Below are 23885 nucleotides of genomic sequence, written 5' to 3' on the forward strand. Positions count from 1 at the left end.
GTTCCCTAGCGGAGCGGGCTTAATGCTCGCTCTGCTCGCTCTCGTCCTGTACCTTGTACTTGGCGTCATAGGCCTGCACGATGCGGCCGACAAGCGGGTGACGCACGACATCGGTGTCCTTGAAGCGCACAACAGAGATGCCTTCGACACCCTTGAGCACATTCAGTGCCTCGACCAGACCCGAGGTTACACCGCGTGGCAGGTCGACCTGGCTCGGATCGCCGGTGATGATCATGCGACCGTTCTCACCAAGGCGGGTGAGGAACATCTTCATCTGCATCGAGGTGGTGTTCTGCGCCTCGTCGAGGATGATGGCCGCGTTCGCCAGCGTACGACCGCGCATGAAGGCAAGCGGAGCGATTTCGATGACGCCGGCCGTGATGGCGCGCTCGACCTTGTCGCCGGGAATCATGTCGTAGAGCGCATCATAAAGCGGGCGAAGATAGGGATCGACCTTTTCCTTCATATCGCCGGGCAGAAAGCCGAGGCGCTCGCCGGCTTCGACCGCAGGGCGGGTCAGGACAATGCGATCGATGACGCCACGCTCCAGCAACTGGGCGGCATGGGCGACGGCGAGATAAGTCTTGCCGGTACCGGCCGGGCCAACGCCGAAGACCATTTCCGAGCGCTCGAGCGCCCGCATATAGGCATCTTGCGTCGGTGTGCGGGCGGCGATCGTCTTCTTGCGGGTGGAGATCTGCGCCATCGAAAGCTTCGCCTTGCGTTCCAGCGTCGGCAGGGACAGCTGGTCGTCGGCAGCGACCGCCATGCGGATGGCACCCTCAACATCCGAGGCTTCCACCGAGCCGCCACTTTGCAGGCGGGCATAGAGGAAATCGAGCGCGCGGCGGGCCTGATTGGTGGCCTGCAAGTCCCCGGTGATGGCGACCGAATTGCCACGGGCACGGGCCTCGATCTGGAGGCGCTGTTCGAGCAGTTTCAGATGCTGGTCAAATTGTCCGAAGAGCTCGCTCGCAAGCCGGTTGTTCTCGAACGTCAAGATGAAGTGATTGGCGTCGGTCGCAGTGGTGCGGACATTGCGCGAGGGTGAGGAAACCACTTCTGTTGCGTTCAAGCGATCAGGCTCCTGTTGCGATCAGGTTCAGGCCCTCACTCTAACCCTCTGCCACCTCGGCAAACAAGCTGTTTGGGCCGGCTGCGGTGATTCGTACCTGTATAATGTCACCGATTTGCGATGACTTTGCATCAACATTCACCGACTGCAGCCAAGGCGAGCGTCCAATCAGCTGTCCCGGCATGCGGCCCGGCTTCTCCAGAAGCAGGTCGATGGTCTTGCCAATCATCGACTGCATGAAGGCCTGCTGCTGTTCAAGCAGCAGCGCCTGGAGCCGTGCCAGGCGTTCGGTCTTCACCTCTTCGGCCACGTGATCGGGCAGATCGGCACCGGGCGTTCCAGGACGTGTCGAATACTTGAACGAATAAGCCTGCGCATAGTTCACTGCGCGCACGAGGTTCATCGTGTCTTCGAAATCCTGATCCGTCTCGCCGGGGAAGCCGACGATAAAGTCGCCTGACAGCGCAATGTCGGGACGCACGGAGCGGATGCGCTCGATGAGCGCGACATATTCGGAGGCCTTGTGGCGGCGGTTCATCGCCTTCAGGATCCGGTCGGAGCCGGACTGCACCGGCAGGTGCAGATAGGGCATCAGCATCCTGAGATCGCGATGGGCCTCGATGAGGCGGTCGTCCATGTCGCGCGGATGGCTTGTGGTGTAGCGCAGACGGGCGAGACCGGGGATATCGGCGAGCCGGTAGAGCAGATCGCCGAGGCCGATCGCCCGACCCTTCTCATCTTCGCCATGCCAGGCGTTGACGTTCTGGCCGAGCAAGGTCAGCTCGCGCACACCGCTGTCCACCAGTTTTCGGGCTTCCGTCAGGAGCTGCGCCAGCGGACGAGAGACTTCCGAGCCACGGGTATAGGGCACCACGCAGAAGGTGCAGAACTTGTCGCAGCCTTCCTGGACCGTGAGGAAAGCCGTGACCGAGCGGGGCTTCCCGGCGATCTTGGTCGGATCCGGCAGATGCTCGAACTTGTCTTCGAGTGCATATTCGGTATCGACAACGCGCTCTCCGGCGCGGGCCTTCTGCAGCGCCTGCGGCAGGCGATGATAGGTCTGCGGACCAATGACCACATCGACGGCCGGTTCACGGCGGGAAATCTCCTCCCCCTCGGCCTGGGCGACACAGCCAGCGACGCCGATCATGAATTCCTTGCCCTCTGCCGCGCGCGCCTTCTTCTGCTCACGCAGGCGGCCAAGCGCCGAATAGACCTTTTCGGATGCCTTTTCGCGGATGTGGCAGGTGTTGAGCAGGACGAGATCGGCCTCTTCCATGACTTCCGTCGGGGCATAACCATCCGCCGCCAAGGCATCGGCCATGCGGCCGCTGTCATAGACGTTCATCTGGCAGCCATAGGTCTTGATGAAGACCTTGCGCGTGTTGGCGCCCGGCGCCGGGTTATCTGAGAGGCTCACGGTTTCCTGGGTCATGCGGCGCTATTTAGTGGTTTTCGCGCCGTGATTAAACCGAAAAATTGTTTGCGGCCTTCAGGGCTCGCGACGACCGCGCAAATGGGCGAGCAGCATGGTGCGCAGTTGCTCCTCGATGCGCAGAGCGAGCGTCTTGCGGCTGTCGCCCTTCCTGAACTCCACGGTCTCGCCGAAGGTGACGTCGACATCCAGTGCGCCGGCGCGCAGCACGCCGATCAGATGCTCCATGAGGCCGATATCGCCGGGCCAGCCGGCAATCGGCCTGTGGTAACGCCCCATCGGCATGCCCTGGACACGGGTATAGGCGATGGCAACGGGCTGGACGTGAACCACAGCATCCTCCTCGTCCGGCAGGGCAGCGGCGGCGGCGCCAAAGAGCGAGGACTTGATGCCGAGGATGCGGTTGCCGTCGGAGGTCGTGCCTTCCGGGAAGAGGACGACGATCTCGCCATCGGCCATGCGCGCAGCGATCTCGTTCACCTGATCACCGGTGCGGCGTTTTTCCTCGCGCACCACGAAAATCGTCTTTTGCAGCTTGGCCAGGAAGCCGAAGACCGGCCAGGATGCAACTTCCGTCTTGGCGATGAAGACGACGTCGGCGAGCGAACCGAGGACGAGGATATCCTTCCAGGAGGCATGGTTGGCGGCGAGCATCAGCGGACGATTGGCCTCGATCGTGCCATGGACATGCACGCGAATACCGAGGAACCGGAGCGCCATGCGATGCCAAAAGCGCGGCAAGCGGCGGCGCAGCGGCCAGTCGAAGCGCAGTGCCAGAAGCTGGAGCGGGATCATCAGGCCCGAGACGAGCAACAGCACGACGAAGAAAATGCCGACTCTGAGCCAGTTGATCACGCGGGCCTCACTGGCATGGCGGACATCGGCTTATTTCTCGTCCTTCGACAATGGAATGCCATAGAGTTCGAGCCGGTGACCGACAAGGCGGAAGCCGTGCTCGCGGGCGATGCGCTCCTGGAGCGCTTCGATTTCCGGCGAGTGAAACTCGACGACAGTGCCGGTCTTCAGGTCGATCAGATGATCGTGGTGTTCTTCCGGCACGGTCTCGTAACGCGAGCGACCGTCGCGAAAATCGTGGCGCTCGATGATGCCGGCGTCTTCGAAGAGCTTCACCGTGCGATAGACGGTCGAGATCGAGATCTTGGCGTCAATCTTGGACGAGCGCCGATACAGCTCTTCGACATCCGGATGGTCGTCGGATTCTTCCAGAATGCGGGCAATGACGCGGCGCTGCTCGGTCATGCGCATGCCCCGTTCGGCGCACAGCGTTTCCAGCGATTTCAAGGCGTCGTTCATGGTCCCAGCTTATCTGTAGAAGATCCGTTCGTCCAATCGCCGGGTTAGCGAAGATCGCGGCGCATGACAAGCGCGGAGGACCGACGGCCGTTTTCATCCGTGTAATAGGCGGGACGTTCTCCTGCCTTCTCGAAGCCGAGCTTGCGGTAGAGACCGAGCGCTGCCTGGTTGCCGTCATCGACCTCCAGGAACATCGCCTCCCCGCCCCGGCCCTTTGCTTCGCGGATGGCTGCCTGCATGAGACGCCAGCCGAGCCCGAAGCGGGAGACCTTGTCGCTCACCGCAATCGTCAGGATTTCCGCCTCGCCAGCGACTTCGCGCGCCAGGACGAAACCTGAGAGTGGCGCCTTGAAGATCAGCGTGTTGGTCTGCCAGGCCGCAAAGCCGAAGCTGTTCGGTTGCAGAAGAAGGCTCAAGAATTCGCCATCCCCCCAGGCGCGGGGAAAGCGCTGGGCATGCAGTTCGGCAACTGCGCGGCAGTGCTCAGAGGTCATCGGAACAAGTTCGAATTCGGGTTGGCGGTAGAACAGGCTGTCGCGCATGTCAGGCTCTCGATACGGCAAAACCCGTCTGCGGTTTCGCATCCGGTCCCCGCAGATAGAGCGGCTTCGGCTTGCCCTGAGCTTTCGCCGTCGCTGAAATGCGTACGACGATCTCGATCGGGTAGTGATCGGGGCCCGTTTCGGCCTCGCGGTCGGCGACAAGGGCGGCAGCCGAGCCGACGAGCACCGTGCCAGGAATGGCGGCTCGGGCGAGATAATCGTCCAGTTCGAGCAGCAACGGCTCACCCTGGGGAAGGCCATCTTCAAAGCTCTGGGCATAGACTTCGTCGCGATGGGCATTGATGGCCGCAAGAACCGGCTTTCCGGTTTCACCGGCATTGCGGGCGAGGACGTCGAGTGTGGAAACACCGACGCAATCCACACCGAGCGCCAGGGCAAGGCCTCGGGCGGCGGCAACGCCGACGCGGATGCCGGTGAAGGAACCGGGGCCAACAGTCACGCCGACGCGATCGACATCGGCAAGCGCCAGCTTCGCTTGCGCCAGCGCCTCATCGATCATCGCCATCAGCCGCTCGGCATGGCCGCGACCGATGGTTTCGCTGACGCGACCGAGGATCTTGCCAGTGTCGGAATCAAAAACGGCGGCTGCGCAGTCCACACCCGCCGTGTCGATCGCAAGAACGATCATCTCGTCTCCAGTCCGGTCACATCAGACCGCTTCGACTTCCTGCACTTCCGGTACGAAGTGGCGGAGCAGGTTCTGCACGCCATGCTTCAGGGTTGCCGTCGAGGACGGGCAGCCGGCGCAGGAGCCCTTCATGTTCAAGAAGACCTTGCCATCCTTGAAGCCACGGAAGGTGATGTCGCCGCCATCCTGGGCAACGGCGGGCCTAACGCGGGTTTCGAGCAATTCCTTGATGGTCGCGACGATCGTCTCGTCGCCGGCATCGAAGAATTCTTCGTCGCTGTCGGTTTGCGCAGAGGTCGAGGCGGAGCCCATGACCGGGGCGCCGCTCATGAAGTGTTCCATGATCGTGCCGAGGATGGCGGGCTTCAGATGCTGCCATTCCGGGCCGTCCTTGGAAACGGTGACGAAATCATAGCCGAAGAATACGCCGGTGACGCCGGGGATGGCGAAAATGCGCGAGGCCAGCGGCGAAGCTGCCGCGCTGCCGGCGTCGCGGAATTCGGCGGTGCCGGTTTCCATGACCACCTTGCCGGGGAGGAATTTCAGGGTCGCCGGGTTCGGCGTGGCTTCGGTCTGGATGAACATTTGGGCCTCCGGGCGGCGATACCACCGCTAAAGATTAGAATACTTCCAAAATAGACCCTGCGGGCCGCATCTTCAAGACGCGATCACGCAGATGGTGAAATCAGCAGAGGGCGTCGATTTCCTCGTTGGTCAGCGTATCCGGCAGGACCGTGACCGGGATCGGGAAGGCGGCGCCCCGTCCGGCGATCATCGAAACGAGCGGCCCGGGGCCTTCCTTGGTCGAGCCTGCTGCGAGCACGAGGATCGCAATGTCCCGGTCTTCCTCAATCAGGCGGTTGATCTCGGCAAAGGAGCTGCCCTCGCGAATGACGATTTCGGGTTCGATGCCGATCGTATCGCGCACGGTCTGGGCAGCCTTGGCCATGATCCCTTCCGCCTCTTCGCGGGCTTCGGCGCGCATGATCTCCTCGACGCCCAGCCACTGCTGGAAATCGCCTTCCGGGATCACATAGATCAGCACCAGTCCGCCATTGGAATTCTTGGCGCGGCGGCCGGCATAATGGACCGCGCGCGAGCATTCCGGGGTGTTGTCGATCACCGCCATGAACTTGCGGCGGTGACCTTCAAGACGTGACAGACGTGTTGAAACCATGGAGAACCCCGCCGCCGGACAGATGTGATGTGGCGCGGGCGGGCTCCGGGCGAATCCGCCAGCGACGGCGACCTTATCGCACGAAACCGATGATGTCGCGGACTTCGTTCATGGTCTTTTCGGCCCGCGTGCGGGCACGCTCGCCCCCGTCGCGCAGGACCGCATCGATGTGACCGGGGTCTTCCATCAGGCGGCGCATGTCGGCATTGATCGGGGCCAGAACCTCGACCGCGAGATCGATCAGCGCCGGCTTGAACACCGAGAACTGCTGGCCGCCGAATTCGGAGAGAATGTCGGCCTTCGACTTGTCGGCAAGGGCTGCGAAGATGCCGACGAGGTTGTCAGCTTCGGGGCGGCCTTTCAGGCCTTCCGTCTCGCTCGGAAGCGCGTCGGGGTCGGTCTTGGCCTTGCGGATCTTCTTCGAAATCGCGTCCTGGTCATCCATCAGGTTGATGCGCGACAGGTCGGACGGATCCGACTTCGACATCTTCTTCGTGCCGTCCTTGAGGCTCATGACGCGCGGGGCCGGGCCGTCGATCAGCGGCTCGACCATCGGGAAATAGGCATGCACCGGCTCGTCGCCGACCTTGATGTCGATGCCGAGCCCCGTCGGGCGGATCTTCTCCGCAAAGTCCATGTTGAACTTCATGGCGATGTCGCGGGCGAGTTCCAGATGCTGCTTCTGGTCTTCACCGACGGGCACATGGGTCGCGCGATAAACGAGAATGTCCGCCGCCATCAGGCTCGGATAGGCGTAGAGACCGAGCGAGGCCTGTTCACGGTCCTTGCCGGCCTTGTCCTTGAACTGCGTCATGCGGTTCATCCAGCCGATGCGGGCGACGCAGTTGAAGATCCATGCGAGTTCCGCATGCTGCGGCACCTGGGACTGGTTGAAGACGATGTGCTTCTTCGGATCGATGCCGGCTGCGAGGAAGGCTGCCGTGATCGAGCGGATCTGGGTTGCCATATCCTCGTGGACGAGCTGGGCCGTCAGCGCGTGCAGGTCGACGACGCAGTAGATGCAGTCGTTGTTTTCCTGCAGCGCGACGAACTTTCTGATCGCACCGAGATAGTTTCCGAGATGGAGATTGCCGGTCGGCTGAACGCCGGAGAAGACCAGCGGCTTGAACTCAGTCATTTTTGTCCTCAACAGGCTGGTGGAGGGCCCGATCTTCTGATCGTGTCGGTCACGGCTTATGCACGGCGGGCGGGGCGCAATCAAGCGCTCACTTCGGTCGTCAGGGCTTCGCCCGCTCGATCAGATCCCAGAGGTTTCCGTAGAGATCGGCAAAGACGGCGACGGTGCCATAGGGCTCGTGGCGCGGCGGCTCGCGGAAAACGACGCCGGCCTCAAGAAAGCGCTCATGGTCGCGGGCGAAATCATCGGTTTCGAGAAAAAAGCCGACACGGCCACCGGTCTGGTTGCCGATGGCCGCGCGCTGGGTCTCGTCTGAGGCCTCGGCGAGCAGGAGCGAGGCCCCCTCGCCGCCTCTGGGACGGACCACCAGCCAGCGCTTGCCGTCCGGCATTGCGGTGTCTTCCACGCAGTCGAAGCCGAGGCTGTCACAGTAGAAGGCCTTGGCCCGATCATAGCTGTCGACGATGAGGCTGACGAGAAAGAGGCTGTTTGCGCTCATGAAGTCGCACTTTCAGTTCGATGTGTGACGAGGAGGCTTTCGATGTCACGCATAGGGAAATTTCCTCCCAGAATCGAGGGGTTTAGGGAATGAATTCGCGACATTTGGAAACGACGATTCGCAGGCCCACGACACCTGAAAAAGCAGAAATGAGCAAAGCGCACCAAATTTGACACATTTGGGGGAATAAAAACCCGCCGCAAGCGATCTGGATCGCTCAAAACAACAAACCCATTCCAGAAGGTCACTCATGCGCACTTTGTTTCGCGTCGCGCTCGGCTGCGTTCTTTCGCTCGGTCTCATCTCCCCCGCAGGGGCCGTGGATAAGAAGCGGCACTTTTTCATGAAACACGATACGGCCGTCGCCTATACGCTGCAGCGGGTCAGCGTCAAAGCCAATTGCTTTCCCGACGAGCTGAAGGCGATTCTCGCCCATATCGCCAAGAAGACCGGCAAGAAGCCGGTTGTCACCTCGGGACACCGCCCGCGTTCCGGCCGCTCCCAGCACAGCCACTGTTTTGCCGCGGATATCCGCGTGCCCGGTGTATCCGAGAAGAAAATCGTCGCGGCCGCCCGCACCGCGCCCGGCATCGGTGGGATCGGGCGCTACTGCAACGGCATCGTGCATGTCGATATCGGGCCGAAGCGGACCTGGACCTATTGCTGATCCTGATCCGTCGCCGCTGGCTCGGCAGCTGTCTTTTTCCGGCGCCTGAGGCTGCGTCTGACCAGGCGCCAGTCCGCGCCACCGATCAGGAAGGCGATGCCGAAATAGACGGGCATGGCGATTGCAATCAGCCCACCCAGCGCCAGCAACTGATCGAACAACGGGCTCGACGGCTGTAGCCAGGCGGCCCAGCGATCGGAGAGGTAGACGAGCAGACCAGCCATGATGGCCGAGGCGATGATCAGACGCAGCGTGCGCGTGAGCAGTGACCATTCGAAGATCAGGTGACCGCGCCAGATGAGGACTGAGAATAGCAAGATGGTGTTGGTCCAGCCGGCAGCAGCTTCAGCGATCGCGATGCCGCTTTCCTCGAAGATCGGGAAGAGCGTGATGGCGAGGCCCGTATTGAGCGCGACCGAGACCATGGTGAAGCGCATCGGCGTCTTGGTGTCTTCGCGGGCGTAATAGCCCGGTTGCAGCGCCTTGATCAGCACGAAGCCGGGCAGGCCGATCCCGTAAATGGCGAGGATCGAGGCGACGACGGCGGTGTTCTGCTCGGAAAAGGCGCCGCGCTCATAGAGCACGCGGATGATCTCGTCGGAGAGCACCCAGATCGCGGCAGCGGCCGGCAGCGTCAGGAAGAGAACGAACTCGATCGATCGGTTCTGCAGGCCTTCCGCTTCCTTCATATGCCCACCCTTCAGCGCGCGGGCGAGTTCCGGCAGGAGCACGACGCCGACCGCGACACCGACGACGCCGAGCGGCAGCTGATAGATGCGGTCGGCATATTGCAGGGCGGCAATCGCACCTTCCTTGGTCGAGGCGATGGCCTGGCCGATCAGCTGGTTGATCTGGGTGATGCCCCCGGTGATCGCCGCCGGTACGGCCAGCACGAGAAGGCGTTTCACATTCGGTGTGAAACGCGGACGCTTGAAGCCAATCCGGATGCCGGCATGGCGAACGCCGACATAGACGACGGCCATCTGCAAGAGGCCTGCGCCGAGCACGGACCAGGAAAGTGCCCAGGCCGTGGTCGCCGGATCCGCTCCCGTCCAGAGTGCCCAGGCCAGCGCCCCGATCATCAGGATATTCAGGAAAACGGGGGCTATGGCGGCTGCGAAGAAATGATGCAGCGAGTTCAGCATGCCGCTCAGCATCGCCGTCAGTGACATGCACATCAGATAGGGGAACATGACGATGGCGAGGCGCACCGTCAGGTCGAATTTCTCCGGATCGTCGGCAAAGCCCGGCGCAATGATCCATTGCACGAGCAGCGGCATCGACAGCTGCATGGCGATGGTTAGGATCATCAGGACGGAGAACAGGACGCCGAAGACCTCTTCCGAAAAGCGCTTGGCGCCATCGATGCCGTTGGCCTCGATCTCCTTGGCGAAAAGCGGCACGAAGGCGGCGTTGAAGGCGCCCTCGGCAAACAGCCGGCGAAAGAGATTGGGAAAGCGGAAGGCGGCGTAGAAGACGTCGGCGACGGGGCCTGTGCCGAGTGCCGCCGCCATCATGGTCTCGCGGGCAAAGCCGAAGATACGGCTGCCGAGCGTCGCCCCGCCGACGGTCATGAATTTCTTGACGAGGCTCATTCTCTCACGCCCTGGCCTTTTTCGGCGGGACGGTGCTGCGCGACTGCGGCAGGGTCGTGACCGCGCCGGCCAAGGGCTGATCCTTGTTCGCCTGATCCTTCGCCTCGTCCGGCTGGTCGGTCATGACAGGCTTCAGCCTCGCCACGATATTGGCCTGACGGTTCTCATTGGTCACCTTCTGGCCGACGAGGTCGGTGACGTAGAAGGTGTCGATGACCTTTTCGCCGAAGGTGGTGATGCGGGCCGACTGGATGTCGAGCGAGAGATCCGAGAGGGCTGCGGTGATTTCCGCGAGAAGACCGATGCGGTCGAGGCACTCCACCTCGATGACGGTGAACTTGTTGGAGAGCGCGTTGGAGATGCGCACGTCCGGCTGGACCGGGAAGGTCTTGTTCTTCTTCTTCCCCTTCGACCGTGTTGCAATGACTTCCGGCAGGCGCTTGCGGCCGGACAGCACGTCCTCGATCATCTTGGAGATGGTCGCACCCCGGCGCATCTCGTCCTCGTCGATCGGGAATTCGCGGTTGATCAGGATCGTATCGAGTGCTCGACCGTCTGATGTCGTGAAGATCTGCGCGTCGGCAATGTTGGCGCCGGCAGCGGCGCAGGCGCCAGCGATGATCGAGAGCAGGCGCGGATGGTCGGGCGAGAGCACGGTGATTTCTGTGATCGCATGGAACTGATGAGTGCGCACCATGGTCGCCAGCGCCTGGCCTGATTTGTCGGCCTGGCGGATGAAATGGGCGTGGCGCACCTGGTCTTCGAGATCGACGGAAAGCAGGTAGGGCTCGTAGTGGAGCTTGGTATAGGTGCGCTGGTCCTTCTGGCTCCAGCCTTCGAGCGCCTTGGTGAGCTGCTCGGCGGCGTGCTTGGCGCGCTCCTTGCGGGACACCTGGCTGAAGCCGCCGGAGAGCAGAAGCTCGGTCTCGTAATAAAGCGTGCGCAAGAGCTGGCCCTTCCAGCCGTTCCAGACGCCGGGGCCAACCGCGCGGATATCGCAGATCGTCAGCACCAGCAGCATCTTCAGGCGGTCGAGCGACTGCACCTTTTCGGCAAAGTCGGTGATCGTCTTGCGATCATGCAGGTCACGCGTCTGGGCGACCATGGACATCAGAAGATGCTGGTCGATCAGCCAGGCGACCATTTCGGTCTGCTTGGGCGAGAGGCCAAGACGCGGGCAGAGCTTGCGCGCCACCTTGGCACCAGCGACGGAGTGATCCTCCTGGCGACCCTTGGCGATATCGTGCAGCAGCACCGCAACATAGAGGGTCTGGCGATCCTCGATTTCCGGCATGATCTTGTTGGCGAGCGGATGGATCTCCTCCGCCTTGCCCTTGTCGATCTCGGAGAGCACCTCGACCGTGCGGATCAAATGCTCGTCGACGGTATAGTGATGATACATGTTGAACTGCATCATCGAGACGATCTTGCCAAATTCGGGCATGAAACGACCGAGCACGCCGGCTTCGTTCATGCGGCGCAGGATGAAACCCGGATCCTTGCGCGACGTCAGGATCGACAGGAAGAGACGGTTCGCCTCCTCGCTTTCGCGGAAATCATTGTCGATGAGCGACAGAGAACGGGTGACGGCTTTCAGCGCATCCGGATGGAATTCGAGCCCGTTCAGATCGGCCACATGGAAGAGGCGCATGATCGACATCGGGTCATTCTTGAAGACACCGGGATCGGCCAGCGCAATGCGGCCGCGATCATCGATGAATTCGCTGGCACCGGGGATCTTGCGCGGGCGGTTGGCGAAACGGCCGAGCATGCCGCCAATGCCGGGGGCCGCCTTGGCCTGCTGGTCTTCCAACGCGGCGGCAAAGATGCGGGTCAGGTCGCCGACATCCTTCGCGACCAGGAAGTAATGCTTCATGAAGCGTTCAACGGCGGAGAGACCCGGTCGGGCCTGATAACCTAAGCTTTTCGCGATCTCCGGCTGGATGTCAAAGTAGAGCCGCTCTTCGGGCTTACCCGTGAGGTAATGCATGTGGCAGCGAACGGCCCAGAGGAAATCGTCCGCTTTCTGGAAAAGGCGCCATTCATGGCGCGAGAGGACGCCGAGGCGCACCAGTTCATCCGTATCCCGGACGTGGTAATTGTATTTGGCGATCCAGAAGAGGGTCTGGAGGTCGCGCAGGCCGCCCTTGCCTTCCTTGACGTTCGGCTCGACCAGATAACGGCTGTCCCCCGCCTTGCGGTGGCGCTCGTCACGTTCGGCAAGCTTGGCGGCGATGAATTCCGGCGCTGTGCCGGTCGTGACTTCCTGGTCGAAACGGCGCTGGAGCTCGGTGACGAGCGCCTCATCGCCACAGATATGGCGGGTCTCCAGAATTGCCGTGCGGATGGTCATGTCGGAGGTCGAGAGACGAATGCATTCCTCGACGGTGCGAGTCGCATGGCCGACCTTGAAGCCGACATCCCAGAGCAGATAGAGAATGAACTCGACTGCCTTGTGCATGGCAGGGCCAGCCTTTGATGGCAGCAGGAAGAGCAGGTCGATGTCGGAACCGGGCGCCAGCGTGCCGCGGCCATAACCGCCGACGGCCGCGACCGAAAGACCGTTCGCATCCTTCGGATAGACGTGGGTGCGGGCGAAATCGAAAATGACCGAAATCAGCTGGTCCTGGATCCAGGAAATGCGGTTGGCGCAATTCAGCCCGCTACCATCCTCAAAGAGTTTCAGCCGTGCCTGTTCGCGGGCATCGGCCGAGGCTTTCTTCAGGATCGGCAGGAGCTTGGAACGGGTTTCGAGCATGTTGCCGGAGCCGGCCTCGGCCACTGCTTTACAGGACGCCTTGAGAGCGTCGATGTCGAGGAGGTCGTCGAAGGCGAGGTCTGCTTTGGCCATGGGGGCTGCATCATCTCTTGGGAACCCGGGAATCAGCCGGGATTGGTGGCGCTATAGCGCCTTTCGGGCGCGATTGACAGGCACTCTACCGGTCAAGGCTTGCCAAGTTGTTTCTTGAGATCATAGAGCGCATCGAGCGCCTGGCGAGGCGTCAGATCGTCAAGATCGAGTGAGCGCAGGGCCTCCTCGACCTTCGACGGTCCGGATTTCTGGATCTCCTCACGGCGCACGGCGACCTGGAACAGCGGCAGATCGTCGATCAGCTGGGCGGCCGGGTTCTTGCGATCGCTGTCTTCGAGGCGGGTCAGGACCTCCCGGGCACGCGACACCACGGCTGCCGGCAGACCGGCGAGACGAGCGACCTGGATACCGTAGGAGCGATCCGCAGCCCCGGGGCCAACCTCATGCAGGAAGATGACGTCGCCGTCCCATTCCTTGACGCGCATCGTGACGTTCGACATGCGGGCAAGCTTTTCCGACAGCGCCGTCAGCTCGTGGAAATGGGTGGCAAACAGCGAGCGGCACCGGTTTGCCTCATGCAGATGCTCGACGGCGGCCCAGGCGATGGAGAGGCCGTCGAAGGTCGCCGTGCCACGACCGATTTCGTCGAGGATAACAAGCGAACGATCTGTCGCCTGGTTGAGGATGGCGGCGGTTTCCACCATCTCGACCATGAAGGTCGAGCGGCCGCGCGCCAGATCATCCGAGGCGCCGACGCGAGAGAAGAGGCGATCGACCACGCCGATGTGGGCGGCACCGGCGGGCACGAAGGAGCCCATCTGGGCGAGGATGGCGATCAGCGCGTTCTGGCGCAGGAAGGTCGACTTACCGCCCATGTTGGGACCGGTCAGCAGCCAGATGGCGCCGGGGCCTTTGGTATCCTGAGGCGAGAGATTGCAATCATTGGCGATGAAGGGGCTGGCCGCCTGACGGCGGAGCGCCTGCTCGACGACCGGATGGCGCCCGGCGGTAATCGTGAACATTCTGGTGTCATCGACGAGCGGGCGGCAGTAGCCCTGCTCTTCGGCCAAGGCCGCAAGGCCGGCTGCAACATCGATCACGGCGAGCGCCCGGGCAGCGGCCTTGATCGGCTCGGCAGCGGCGATCACTTGCGCCACCATCTGGTCGAAGGCGGCCAGCTCGAGCGACAGCGCCTGACCGGCAGCGTTGGCAATCCGGCTTTCGAGATCGGCAAGTTCCGTCGTTGTGAAGCGCATGGCGTTGGCCATGGTCTGGCGATGGATGAAGCGGGATTTCGCCTCGTCCGTGTCGGTCATCGGACCGGCATTGCCGGCGGTCACCTCGATGAAATAGCCGAGAACGTTGTTGTGCTTGATCTTCAACGACTTGATGCCGGCTTCCTCGGCATATTGCAGCTGCAGGCCTGCGATCACCCGGCGGGACTGGTCGCGCAGTGCCCTGAGTTCGTCAAGCTCAGGTATCGCGCCATCGCGCAAGAAGCCGCCATCACGTTTCAGGAGTGGCAATTCGTCAGCCAACATCGATGCAAGGCTCGGCGCGAGATCGGCGGGCAATGCGGCAAGATCGGCCAGAGCCTCGGTGAGTTCCTTCGGCAGGCTCGACGGGTCGAGCAGGCGGCCGACCTCGGCGGAGGCGGCAAGACCGGCGACGATCGAACCGAGATCACGCGGACCGCCGCGATCGAGCGCAAGGCGCGAGAGCGCGCGCGGCATGTCGGGCACGCGCTTCAGGGCATCGCGCAGGCGGTCGACGAGCAGGCCGTCAGCCAGCAGAAAGGCGATGGAATCCTGACGTTCGGCGATGGCGTCCGGATCAGTCAGCGGCGACATCAGGCGCTCAGCCAGCAGACGGGCGCCGCCACCTGTTACGGTGCGGTCGATGGCCTTAAGCAGCGAGCCATTGCGCTCGCCCGACAGCGTCTTGACCAGCTCGAGATTGGCGCGGGTTGCCGGATCGATGAACAGGGTCGAAGCGGCATTCTGGCGCTCGGGCAGGCCGAGCGGCGGGCGCTCGGAGATCTGGGTCTTTTCGACATAGGCGACAGCGGCGGCCGCAGCGGCGATTTCGGCGCGCGAGAAGGCACCGAAGCCGTCGAGCGTTCCGACGCCGAAATAGCGGGCGATGCGGCCCTCGGCGCTGGCGCTGTCGAAGAGCACGGCAGGTTGGGGCACGACGACACGACCGAGAACGTCGAAGGCGGGCTTCAGCTCCTCGTCGTGGAAGAGCGTGTCGGGCACGATGAGTTCGCGCGGCTCGATGCGCAGGATGTCGGCGAGCAGCCGCGTCTCGGTGGTTTCTGCCAGACGGAAGATGCCGGTGGAGATATCGATCCAGGCGAGCGCCAGCTGCGGGGCGGAACCGCCGCGGATGCGGGCAAGCGCCATCAGATAATTCGATTCGAAGGGGGAGAGGAGCTTGTCCTCAGTGATCGTGCCCGGCGTGACGAGGCGCACGACATCGCGCTTGACTACCGATTTCGAGCCGCGCTTCTTGGCCTCGGCCGGGTCTTCGACCTGTTCACAGACGGCGACGCGGAAGCCGAGTGTGATCAGCTTCTGCAGGTAATCATCCGCCGCATGCACGGGCACGCCGCACATCGGGATGTCCTGGCCGAGATGCTGGCCGCGCTTCGTCAGCGTGATGCCGAGCGCACGGGAGGCATCGACCGCATCCTCGAAGAAGAGCTCGTAGAAATCGCCCATGCGATAGAAGAGCAGGCTGCCCGGATTGGCCGCCTTGATCTCGATATACTGCTCCATCATCGGGGTCGCCGTGGCGCGGCTTTCCTCCGAGGTCAGCTCGGCGACATTCAGGACATCACTCGGGGTGGCTTGGTATAGCGTCACGGGCTCAATGTTTTCTTGAAAAGGATGCGCTGTGACACTAACGACTTAAGGCGAGGAAACACAACCAGGATGGGCCGGCGTTCGCCCGCTGCCCACAACAAGGTGAGGGGAAGCATGGCAAGCGAGACGAAGACCGGCCGGACGAAAGTGTCGGTCACGGAACAGGAAGCCTTGGACTTCCACTCCCAGGGCCGACCCGGGAAGCTGGAGATCACGCCGACCAAGGCCATGGCCACCCAGCGCGATCTGTCGCTCGCCTATTCCCCTGGCGTTGCCGTTCCCGTGAAGGCGATCGCTGCCGATCCGGCCACGGCTTATGACTACACCACACGTGGCAACATGGTCGCCGTCATCTCGAACGGCACCGCGATCCTGGGCCTCGGCAATCTCGGGGCGCTCGCTTCCAAGCCGGTCATGGAAGGCAAATCCGTTCTCTTCAAGCGCTTTGCCGATGTCGATTCCATCGACCTTGAGGTCGACACCGAAAATGTCGACGAGTTCATCAACTGCGTGCGTTATCTCGGTCCGTCCTTCGGCGGCATCAATCTCGAAGACATCAAGGCGCCGGACTGTTTCATCATCGAGAGCCGCCTGCGCGAACTCATGGACATTCCGATTTTCCACGACGACCAGCACGGCACGGCGATCATCGCCGCTGCCGGCCTGATCAATGCCCTGGAACTGACCGGGCGCGATTTCAAGACGACCAAGCTGGTGTGTAACGGCGCAGGCGCTGCGGCGATCGCCTGCATCGAGCTGATCAAGGCGATGGGCTTCAACGGCGAGAACATCATTCTCTGCGATACCAAGGGCGTGATCTATCAGGGCCGCACCGAGGGCATGAACCAGTGGAAGAGCGCGCACGCAGTCAAGACCGACCGGCGGACGCTGCGCGAGGCGATGGAAGGGGCTGACGTCGTGTTCGGCCTGTCGCAAAAGGGCGCCTTCGCCGCAGACATGATCGCCTCGATGGCTGACAATCCGATCATTTTCGCCATGGCCAATCCGGACCCGGAGATCACGCCGGAGGAAGTGGCCGAGATCCGTTCAGACGCGATCATGGCAACCGGGCGTTCGGACTATCCGAACCAGGTGAACAATGTTCTGGGCTTCCCCTACATCTTCCGTGGCGCGCTCGACGTTCGCGCCAGCCAGATCAATGACGCCATGAAGATTGCTGCCGTCCGGGCGCTGGCCAATCTGGCGCGGGAGGACGTGCCTGATGATGTGGCGGCTGCCTATCAGGGCCAGCGGCCGCGCTTCGGGCCGCAATACATCATTCCCGTGCCCTTCGATCCCCGCCTCATTTCGGCAATCCCGGTCGCGGTTGCGAAGGCCGCGATGGAGACGGGCGTGGCGCGCAAGGAGATCGAGGATCTCGGCGCCTATGCGCATGAGCTCTCGGCCCGCCGTGACCCGATCGCGGCTGCCACGCAGCGCATCTACGAGCATGTGCGCAGCCACCCCAAACGGGTCGTCTTTGCCGAGGGTGAAGAGGAACAGGTGATGCGCGCGGCGATCTCGTTTGCCAATCTCGGCCTCGGCACCGCCATCCTGCTTGGTCGCGACGAACCGCTGAAGGCGACTGCCGAGCGGGCGGGGATCGATCTCGACCGTCCCGGCATCGAGGTGGTCAATGCCCGCATGTCGACCCGCGTCGATGCCTATACCGAGTATCTCTACGCCCGCCTGCAGCGGAAGGGCTATCTGCATCGCGATGCGCAGCGGCTCATCAATACCGACCGCAACCATTTCGCCGCCTGTATGGTGGCGCTCGGCGATGCCGATGCGATGGTGACCGGCACGACGCGCAACTATTCCACCGCACTCGAAGACGTGCGCCGCTGCATCGACACGGCACCCGGCCACCGGGTGATCGGCGTGTCGCTGGCGCTGGCGCGCGGGCGCACCATCGTGGTGGCGGATACTGCCGTGCATGACATGCCGACGGCGGAGGAGCTCGCCGATATCGCCGAAGAGGCGGCTGGCGTTGCCCATCGCCTCGGGCTTGAGCCGCGTGTGGCGCTGCTTGCCTATTCCACCTTCGGGCATCCGACCGGCGAGCGCTCCGAGCGCGTGCGTGAAGCCGTAAAAGTGCTCGACCGTCGCGGCGTTTCCTTCGAATATGACGGCGAAATGGGCGCAGACGTTGCGCTCAACCATCACCGGATGGAGCAGTATCCCTTCTGCCGGCTCTCGGGCACGGCCAATGTTCTGGTCATGCCGGCAATCCATTCGGCAGCGATCTCGACCAAGATGCTGCAGGAACTGGGCGGGCTCACCGTCATGGGGCCGCTGTTGATCGGTCTCGACAAGTCCGTCCAGATTGCCCAGATGGGCGCCAAGGACAGCGACATCGTCAATATGGCGGCGATCGCGGCCTATAACGCGGCCGCCTGATACGCTTGATCCTCGTCCAAATCTATCTGTCGCCGCTTGGACAATCGAGTTTGAAGAAATGAACCCGTTCGTTCGCTTCTATGCGTCTATCGCATTTGCCTTAACCCTCCTTGGAGTGTTTTGGCTGCCGAAGGATGTTCAAGACTGGCAAGATGCGGCGGGACCGTGGCGTGATTTGTTTTCTGCCGTGGACCGGGTCACGGCACTCTGGATTTTTTCTGCCTTTGCAATGCTTTACATCTTTTGGATTGACTTCAGACCAATCGTCAAAAACCGCCTGGGATTGGACACCCAGCAGAGGCAATTCTATCCACCTAAGAGGCATGCATTATTTAGGAAGACGGCTCGTCTCTTCAGACCTGTGACTTTCGATTTTGACCGAGTGCTTTACATCAACGCGCCCCCACATCTATTCAGCGTTTTTGGTGTATTCTTCGGCGGCAGAAACAATGGAAGTCGTGAACTAAAAATCAAAGCCACATTGCGCGTGGAAGTGACACAGAAAACATTGCAGATGCATTTCTTTGTGAATGGAGAGCCATGCCCGATTGAGGACTCATTTTTTGTAATTCCGCCGTTCAAAGAGTTTAGTGGCCACACATCTCTCAACCGAAACCCCACTGCGGAGCTAGTCTGCGACAATACAATCTCTGACACAGTTTTCTTGTTCGAGTACGCGCCGTTCTCGATCAACATAGATTTTAACGGGCAATCTCTGTCGAAAAGATTCTCATACAAACGCCTTAAGCATGAGATCGATCTCGAAAAGGACAGGGTGCTCTTCCTGGAGCCAGGAAAGAAAGAATAACTGAGAATCAACGGAAGACCGGAGCGGCTTTTGCGAGCCGCTTCATGTCGTCGTCGATTTCGCCCTTCAGCCAGCGCTTGAACTTTTCCACCTTGTCGGAACGCCGCGCATTCTCTGAGGTCACAAAGTAGTGGCCGAAGCCGGTCTTCGCGGCCGGGCCGAAGGGCGCGACGAGCTGGCCGTGCTGCAACTGATGCGAGGCAATGATCTGCCAGGCAAGCATCACCCCCTGCCCGGCAATCGTCGCATCGAGGCAGAGCGAGGCTTCGCTGAAGGTATGGCGGGCCTTGATCTCCGCACCCTCGAGACCCACAGCGGAAAGCCAGACATCCCATGTGAACATGGCCCGGCCGTCTATGACTTTCGGCAGGTCGAGGATGTCGGCGGGCTTTTCAAGCGATACCGCCATGGCCGGTGTGCAAAGCGGGGCCACGCGCTGTTCGAGGATCAGCTCGGCCCTGAAGCCCGGCCAGTGACCGCGTCCAACCCGGATTCTCAGATCAACATCGGTCTGGCTGGCATCGGTGAGGCGGTCATTGGCGTCAATGCGCAGGCCAATCTCAGGGAAGCGCTCCGAAAAGGCCGGGATCCGATGAACGAGCCAACGGGCGGCGAAGACCGGGGCAACCGATATCGTCAGCACGCTGTCATCGCTGCGTTTTGCCAGGTCCACGGCAGCCGACAGGTGACGAAAACCATCCGATAGACGCGCCAGCACATCCCCAGCTGTCTCGACCGGGACCATGCCGCGGCTGGTGCGCTCGAACAGGGTGCGGCCCAGTTGCAGCTCGGTCTTGATGACCTGCTGGCTGACGGCGCCAATGGACACGCCAAGCTCGTCCGCTGCGGCCTGCAGCGAACCCAGACGTCCCACGGCTTCAACGGCGCGCAGGCCGTTCAGATGCACCTGATTGAGGTTTTTCATATAGAAAAGCTAAAGTCCGCGCGGACAAAACTCAATTGAAATCGAGGCCAATACAGCTGAAAATCCGATCATTCAGAACGCAAAGGTCACTGCCTCGCGGCGGTGACGAGGTGAAACCATGTTCAAGTTTCTCTGGAGACGATACGAAGCCACGCCATGCGAGGCTGCCGACTGGCGACACGACCCCCTTGGACATCCTGCGCTCACAGGCTTGAGCCTTCGCGAGCTAGCCGACCTGCCGATGGTCGCGGAGGTACCCATGCGGGTAGGCAAGCCTGAGCTCGCCCATGGCCGTCGACGTGACTTTGCTCCTGAGCTTTCTGCCCGATGTGGCGTGCCACGGTGAAAAGACAGAACCGAGGCCTTGTCTTTTGGCTTCGCCGCACCCTCATCCCCGGTGCAACGAGTTGCACCTGAGCGCCGCGCGCCACCTTCTCCCCGATGGGAATACGAGGATTAGCTGGCGCTGGCGAAGCGGCCGGCGTCCGCGCCGTAGTAGTTCACGTAACGGCCGGAGATGCTGGAGATCGGCAGGATGATCAGCACATCCGTCGTGTTGAAGGCCTGGTCAACCACCGCGCCGTTGCCGACCATGGCGCCGAGGCGCAGGTAGCCCTTGATCAGAGGCGGCATGGCGAAGAGAGCACGACGAGCATTGACCGCTTCTGACGGCATCAGGTCCATCTCGCGATAGAGATGCGGTAGCGCGTCGACAGCCCATTCGCCGCGAGCGACGGCGTTGTGATGCAGGAAGGAGAGTGCCAGGGCATGCTCCTCCGGCTGCGTACCGGGGAAGGAACCGCAGCCGAACATTGCGTCGATCCTGTTCTGTAGCGCATAGGCCCAGCAGCCCTGCCAGAGCAATTCAACCGTGCGCTTGGTGCGATATTGCGGCAGCACGCAGGAGCGACCGAGCTCCATGAAGCGCTTGTCCTTGTGGCGGGCAACGAGATCGCTGACGGCGAATTCGGAGCTGGAATAAAAGCCACCATGGCTCATCGCCATTTCGTGGCGCAGCAGTCGATAGGTGCCGACGATCTGGTCTTCCGTGTCGCCCTCGATTCCGCGGTCGAGAACGAGCAGGTGATCGCAGAGACCGTCCCAATGATCGATGTCGCGGCCGCGTCGGGCGCAATCCGGATCGACCTGCGCTTTCATCTCCTCGACGAAAACCCGGTAGCGGACGGCCTGGGCCGCATCGATCTCGCGTTCGCTTCTGGCGATGCGTGTCTCAAGGTTGCCGATACGCCCGAGCAAATCGCGCGAGGCGGGCTGCCCGAGCGGTGTCGCATTCGGGTTTGCCAGGGGAAGGTCTCGTTCGATCAGTTCCACGCTCATGAGATCTATCCAGCGTTGAAGTCACGGGCCTTTAAACACGACACTGCTACAGGAAAGTGACAAAACTTCGAAGGCCCGCCACCCGGATCAGGCCTCAGGCGGTTTCGGCTTGCGGTGCTGTATGATCTCGTCAACGACGATGCAGATGGCGCCGATCGTAATGAAGCTGTCAGCCAGATTGAAGACCGCGAAAGACCAGGTCTGCGTGTAAAACAGGATGTAATCGACCACATAGCCGTAGGTGAAACGGTCGATGATGTTTCCGAGCGCGCCGGCGATGATCATCGCAAAGCCAAGATGGGCGAAATGCTGCTCCGGGCCGGTCTTGCGCCACAGCCATAGAACAAAACCGACGATGACGAGGCGCAGGGCGATGATGAACCAGCCATCGAGATGCGACAGCATGGAAAAGGCGACACCGAGATTGTGGGTGCGGTAGAGCGCCCAATACGGCAGGACCGGGATCAGTTCATGCATCGGCAGATAGGTTTCCACCGCGTATTTGATCGCCTGATCGAGCATCAGGACGATCGCGATGAATGTCAGAACAGGCAGCGGTCGATTGAAGGCTGCGAGCATTGTCACTTGGCTCCGTCGAGGGCGAGCAGATGGCGGCGGACTTCGAAGAGCATCACGCCGGTGGCCACTGCAAGGTTCAGGCTGTCGGCCATACCGACCTGGGGGATGCGGGCGAGCTTGTCGGCGGCCTCCGCCAGATCATCCGGCAGGCCGGATTGTTCGTTGCCCATCATCAGGATCACCGGCTTCGACTTGTAGTCGATGGTCCGGTAATCGACGGCGCCGGCAAGATGGGTGGCAACCAGGCGGGCATCGATCGACTTCTTCCACTTGAGAAAATCGGCGGGCGTGGTCTTCACCAGCGGCAGGGCGAACATAGAGCCCATGGTGGCGCGCACGGTTTCCAGCGAAAAGGGATCGGTGCAATCGCCAACCAGGATGACGCCCGCCGCACCAGCGGCGTCTGCCGTGCGGATGATCGTGCCGAGATTGCCGGGGTCGCGGACCCGGTCGAGGGCGATCCAGGTTTCGGAGCCCTTCGGCTGGATGTCCTTTAGCGCCGTCCAGCGCTGTTCGAAAACGGCGGCGACCATTTGCGGGTTGTCGCGCCGCGTGATCGAGGACATGACCTTTTCGCTGACTTCCAGCACGAGACCGCCTGCGGCCACCGTACGGGCGGCTACCTTCTCGACCATGGGCTTGCCCTTGCCGGCCTTGGCATAGACCAGCGTGCGGATGGTCCAGCCGCGATCGAGCGCGTCGATCACCAGTTTCAGGCCCTCAGCCATGAAGGTGCGGCTTTCATCGCGCGCCTTCTTCAGCGACAGCGCCTTGATATCCTTGATGATAGGATTGGCAAGGCTGGTGACTTCCTTGACCTGGCCCACGCGGCGCGGGCCCTCGTTTCGATAGTCGTCGGTCATTTCGGCACCCAGCGGCTGAAGAGAGAGGTGGACAGCGCCCGGCCCGGCGTCCTGCCGTCGAGGCCCGCCTCGCGGATGACCAGTTCTCCGGATTCGACCAGACCGCCCTTGCCGCGCATGGTTTCGCGCATCAGTTCGTGGATCGAATAGAAGCTCGCGCGGATCGAATAGGCTGTTAGCACCAGGCCGACAGCCTTCGGCGCCAGCAGCTCGCGGCAGACATCCAGCATCAGCGGCAGGTGGTCGAACAGCTGCCAGACCTCGCCATTCGGGCCACGGCCGAATTTCGGCGGGTCGGTCAGGATGATGTCGTAGCGATGACCGCGGCGTTCCTCGCGCAGGATGAACTTCATCGCGTCCTCGCAGATCCAGCGGATCGGCGCCTTGTCGAGGCGGCTCAGCGACTGGTTTTCGCGCGCCCAGCCGATCGCCTTCTTCGACGCGTCGACATGGGTGACTTCGGCGCCGGCGGCAGCGGCGACCAGCGAGGCGACACCGGTATAGCCGAAAAGGTTGAGGACCTTCAACGGGCGTTTTGCCTCTTCAATCCTTTCCTTCATCCAGCTCCAATGGGCGATCTGCTCCGGGAAGACGCCGACATGACGGAAGGCGGTGAAGCGGCCATGGAAATCCACGCCAAGCAGCGCGAGCGGCCAGGTTTCGCCGAGCGCTTCGCGCGGGAAACGCCAGCGGCCCATGCCGTCCTCATCCGTATCGCCGGTAAAGACGGCATCTGCCTTGTCCCAGACATGGGAAGCAAGCGAGCGCGGCCAGAGTGCCTGCGCCTCGGGGCGGACGATGCGATAGGGGCCGTATTGTTCGAGCTTCTGCCCCTCACCACTGTCAATCAGATGAAAATCACCGGCACCGGTCGATTCCAGAATCAGCGGCACGCGCTCGGCCGGGCGGTCACCGCCGCGGACCGTCAGGACGCGGGCCGGCTCGGACCCGGTCTCGGCGGCCTGCGGCTGGGGCTTGGATTTTGCGACATCGGCTTCGCGACGCGGCGCACGGTTCTGGCGCTCGTCCGACCGCTTGGCTGATGCGGGCTTTGCCGATCCAGACCGTGTATCGCCACCGGCTTTTGCCTTGGCTCCCGGAAATGGCTTCGCGCCGGGGCGGCGTTCCTTGTTCTTCACGTCTTTGATCCGTGGGTGTCGTTCGTCTCGGCCTGCCCTTAGCATTGCCGGAACGGTGCGAAA

21 protein-coding genes are annotated in these 23885 nt (G+C 62.1%); 3 read left to right on the top strand and 18 right to left on the bottom strand.

Annotation, left to right across the window (positions count from 1 at the left end; translation table 11 throughout):
* Window positions 1-19: 19 nt before the first annotated feature.
* From AC1PUL_RS16030 to AC1PUL_RS16075, 10 genes are all read right to left on the bottom strand, one after another.
* Window positions 20-1075, bottom strand: a complete 1056-nt coding sequence (locus tag AC1PUL_RS16030) for a PhoH family protein (protein WP_298460198.1) — start codon at window positions 1073-1075, stop codon at window positions 20-22.
* A 40-nt stretch (window positions 1076-1115) separates the two neighbouring features.
* Window positions 1116-2510 carry a tRNA (N6-isopentenyl adenosine(37)-C2)-methylthiotransferase MiaB gene (miaB, locus tag AC1PUL_RS16035; RefSeq protein WP_480465124.1) on the bottom strand — a complete coding sequence of 465 codons (1395 nt, stop codon included), beginning with the start codon at window positions 2508-2510 and terminating at the stop codon, window positions 1116-1118.
* Window positions 2511-2567: 57 nt separating this feature from the next.
* Window positions 2568-3362: a lyso-ornithine lipid O-acyltransferase gene (gene olsA, locus AC1PUL_RS16040; protein ID WP_480468604.1), complete on the bottom strand. Its 795-nt coding sequence runs from the start codon at window positions 3360-3362 to the stop codon at window positions 2568-2570.
* Window positions 3363-3395: 33 nt separating this feature from the next.
* Window positions 3396-3824 carry a Fur family transcriptional regulator gene (locus tag AC1PUL_RS16045; protein WP_480465125.1) on the bottom strand — a complete coding sequence of 143 codons (429 nt, stop codon included), beginning with the start codon at window positions 3822-3824 and terminating at the stop codon, window positions 3396-3398.
* Window positions 3825-3868: 44 nt separating this feature from the next.
* Window positions 3869-4366, bottom strand: a complete 498-nt coding sequence (locus AC1PUL_RS16050; RefSeq protein ID WP_298460209.1) for a GNAT family N-acetyltransferase — start codon at window positions 4364-4366, stop codon at window positions 3869-3871.
* A 1-nt stretch (window position 4367) separates the two neighbouring features.
* Window positions 4368-5015, bottom strand: coding sequence for a tRNA (adenosine(37)-N6)-threonylcarbamoyltransferase complex dimerization subunit type 1 TsaB (tsaB, locus tag AC1PUL_RS16055; RefSeq protein ID WP_480465126.1), 648 nt, complete (start codon window positions 5013-5015; stop codon window positions 4368-4370).
* A 21-nt stretch (window positions 5016-5036) separates the two neighbouring features.
* Window positions 5037-5600, bottom strand: coding sequence for a NifU family protein (locus AC1PUL_RS16060; protein ID WP_298460213.1), 564 nt, complete (start codon window positions 5598-5600; stop codon window positions 5037-5039).
* Window positions 5601-5700: 100 nt separating this feature from the next.
* Complete coding sequence (locus AC1PUL_RS16065; RefSeq protein ID WP_298460214.1) at window positions 5701-6192, bottom strand: universal stress protein; 492 nt, start codon at window positions 6190-6192, stop codon at window positions 5701-5703.
* A 73-nt stretch (window positions 6193-6265) separates the two neighbouring features.
* Window positions 6266-7330 carry a tryptophan--tRNA ligase gene (trpS, locus tag AC1PUL_RS16070; RefSeq protein ID WP_480465127.1) on the bottom strand — a complete coding sequence of 355 codons (1065 nt, stop codon included), beginning with the start codon at window positions 7328-7330 and terminating at the stop codon, window positions 6266-6268.
* 100 nt (window positions 7331-7430) lie between these two features.
* On the bottom strand, window positions 7431-7829 hold the full coding sequence (locus AC1PUL_RS16075; RefSeq protein ID WP_480465128.1) for a VOC family protein: 399 nt from the start codon (window positions 7827-7829) through the stop codon (window positions 7431-7433).
* Between the two features lie 250 nt (window positions 7830-8079).
* Here AC1PUL_RS16075 and AC1PUL_RS16080 point away from each other — a divergent pair, with 250 nt between their 5' ends.
* Window positions 8080-8496: a peptidoglycan L,D-endopeptidase MepK gene (locus AC1PUL_RS16080; protein ID WP_298460219.1), complete on the top strand. Its 417-nt coding sequence runs from the start codon at window positions 8080-8082 to the stop codon at window positions 8494-8496.
* Here AC1PUL_RS16080 and murJ read toward each other — a convergent pair.
* From murJ to mutS, 3 genes are all read right to left on the bottom strand, one after another.
* The gene (murJ, locus tag AC1PUL_RS16085) at window positions 8487-10091 is read right to left on the bottom strand and encodes a murein biosynthesis integral membrane protein MurJ (RefSeq protein ID WP_480465129.1); all 1605 of its coding nucleotides are present in this window, start codon (window positions 10089-10091) and stop codon (window positions 8487-8489) included. The two genes, AC1PUL_RS16080 and murJ, sit on opposite strands and share 10 nt — an antisense overlap.
* A 4-nt stretch (window positions 10092-10095) precedes the next feature.
* Window positions 10096-12942: a [protein-PII] uridylyltransferase gene (locus AC1PUL_RS16090; RefSeq protein WP_480465130.1), complete on the bottom strand. Its 2847-nt coding sequence runs from the start codon at window positions 12940-12942 to the stop codon at window positions 10096-10098.
* Between the two features lie 92 nt (window positions 12943-13034).
* Window positions 13035-15686, bottom strand: coding sequence for a DNA mismatch repair protein MutS (gene mutS, locus AC1PUL_RS16095; RefSeq protein WP_480468605.1), 2652 nt, complete (start codon window positions 15684-15686; stop codon window positions 13035-13037).
* A 198-nt stretch (window positions 15687-15884) separates the two neighbouring features.
* Between mutS and AC1PUL_RS16100 the strand changes: the two genes are divergently transcribed.
* Both AC1PUL_RS16100 and AC1PUL_RS16105 read left to right on the top strand, forming a co-directional pair.
* Complete coding sequence (locus tag AC1PUL_RS16100) at window positions 15885-18170, top strand: NADP-dependent malic enzyme (RefSeq protein ID WP_480465131.1); 2286 nt, start codon at window positions 15885-15887, stop codon at window positions 18168-18170.
* Between the two features lie 58 nt (window positions 18171-18228).
* Window positions 18229-18978, top strand: a complete 750-nt coding sequence (locus AC1PUL_RS16105; RefSeq protein ID WP_480465132.1) for a hypothetical protein — start codon at window positions 18229-18231, stop codon at window positions 18976-18978.
* Between the two features lie 7 nt (window positions 18979-18985).
* Here the strand turns inward: AC1PUL_RS16105 and AC1PUL_RS16110 are convergent, their stop codons facing one another.
* From AC1PUL_RS16110 to AC1PUL_RS16130, 5 genes are all read right to left on the bottom strand, one after another.
* Window positions 18986-19903: a LysR substrate-binding domain-containing protein gene (locus tag AC1PUL_RS16110; RefSeq protein ID WP_480465133.1), complete on the bottom strand. Its 918-nt coding sequence runs from the start codon at window positions 19901-19903 to the stop codon at window positions 18986-18988.
* A gap of 456 nt (window positions 19904-20359) precedes the next feature.
* The gene (gene olsB / locus AC1PUL_RS16115; protein ID WP_480465134.1) at window positions 20360-21241 is read right to left on the bottom strand and encodes a l-ornithine N(alpha)-acyltransferase; all 882 of its coding nucleotides are present in this window, start codon (window positions 21239-21241) and stop codon (window positions 20360-20362) included.
* A gap of 87 nt (window positions 21242-21328) precedes the next feature.
* Entirely contained in the window at window positions 21329-21820 is a 492-nt protein-coding gene (gene lspA, locus AC1PUL_RS16120; RefSeq protein ID WP_298460230.1) for a signal peptidase II, read from the bottom strand.
* Window positions 21821-21822: 2 nt separating this feature from the next.
* Window positions 21823-22683: a TrmH family RNA methyltransferase gene (locus AC1PUL_RS16125; protein ID WP_480465135.1), complete on the bottom strand. Its 861-nt coding sequence runs from the start codon at window positions 22681-22683 to the stop codon at window positions 21823-21825.
* Window positions 22680-23822 (bottom strand): class I SAM-dependent methyltransferase, encoded by a 1143-nt coding sequence (locus AC1PUL_RS16130; RefSeq protein ID WP_480465136.1) that lies wholly within the window; start codon window positions 23820-23822, stop codon window positions 22680-22682. Before AC1PUL_RS16130 ends, AC1PUL_RS16125 begins: the two co-directional genes overlap by 4 nt.
* Between the last annotated feature and the right edge of the window lie 63 nt (window positions 23823-23885).

The organism is Rhizobium sp. P43 (assembly GCF_056730705.1).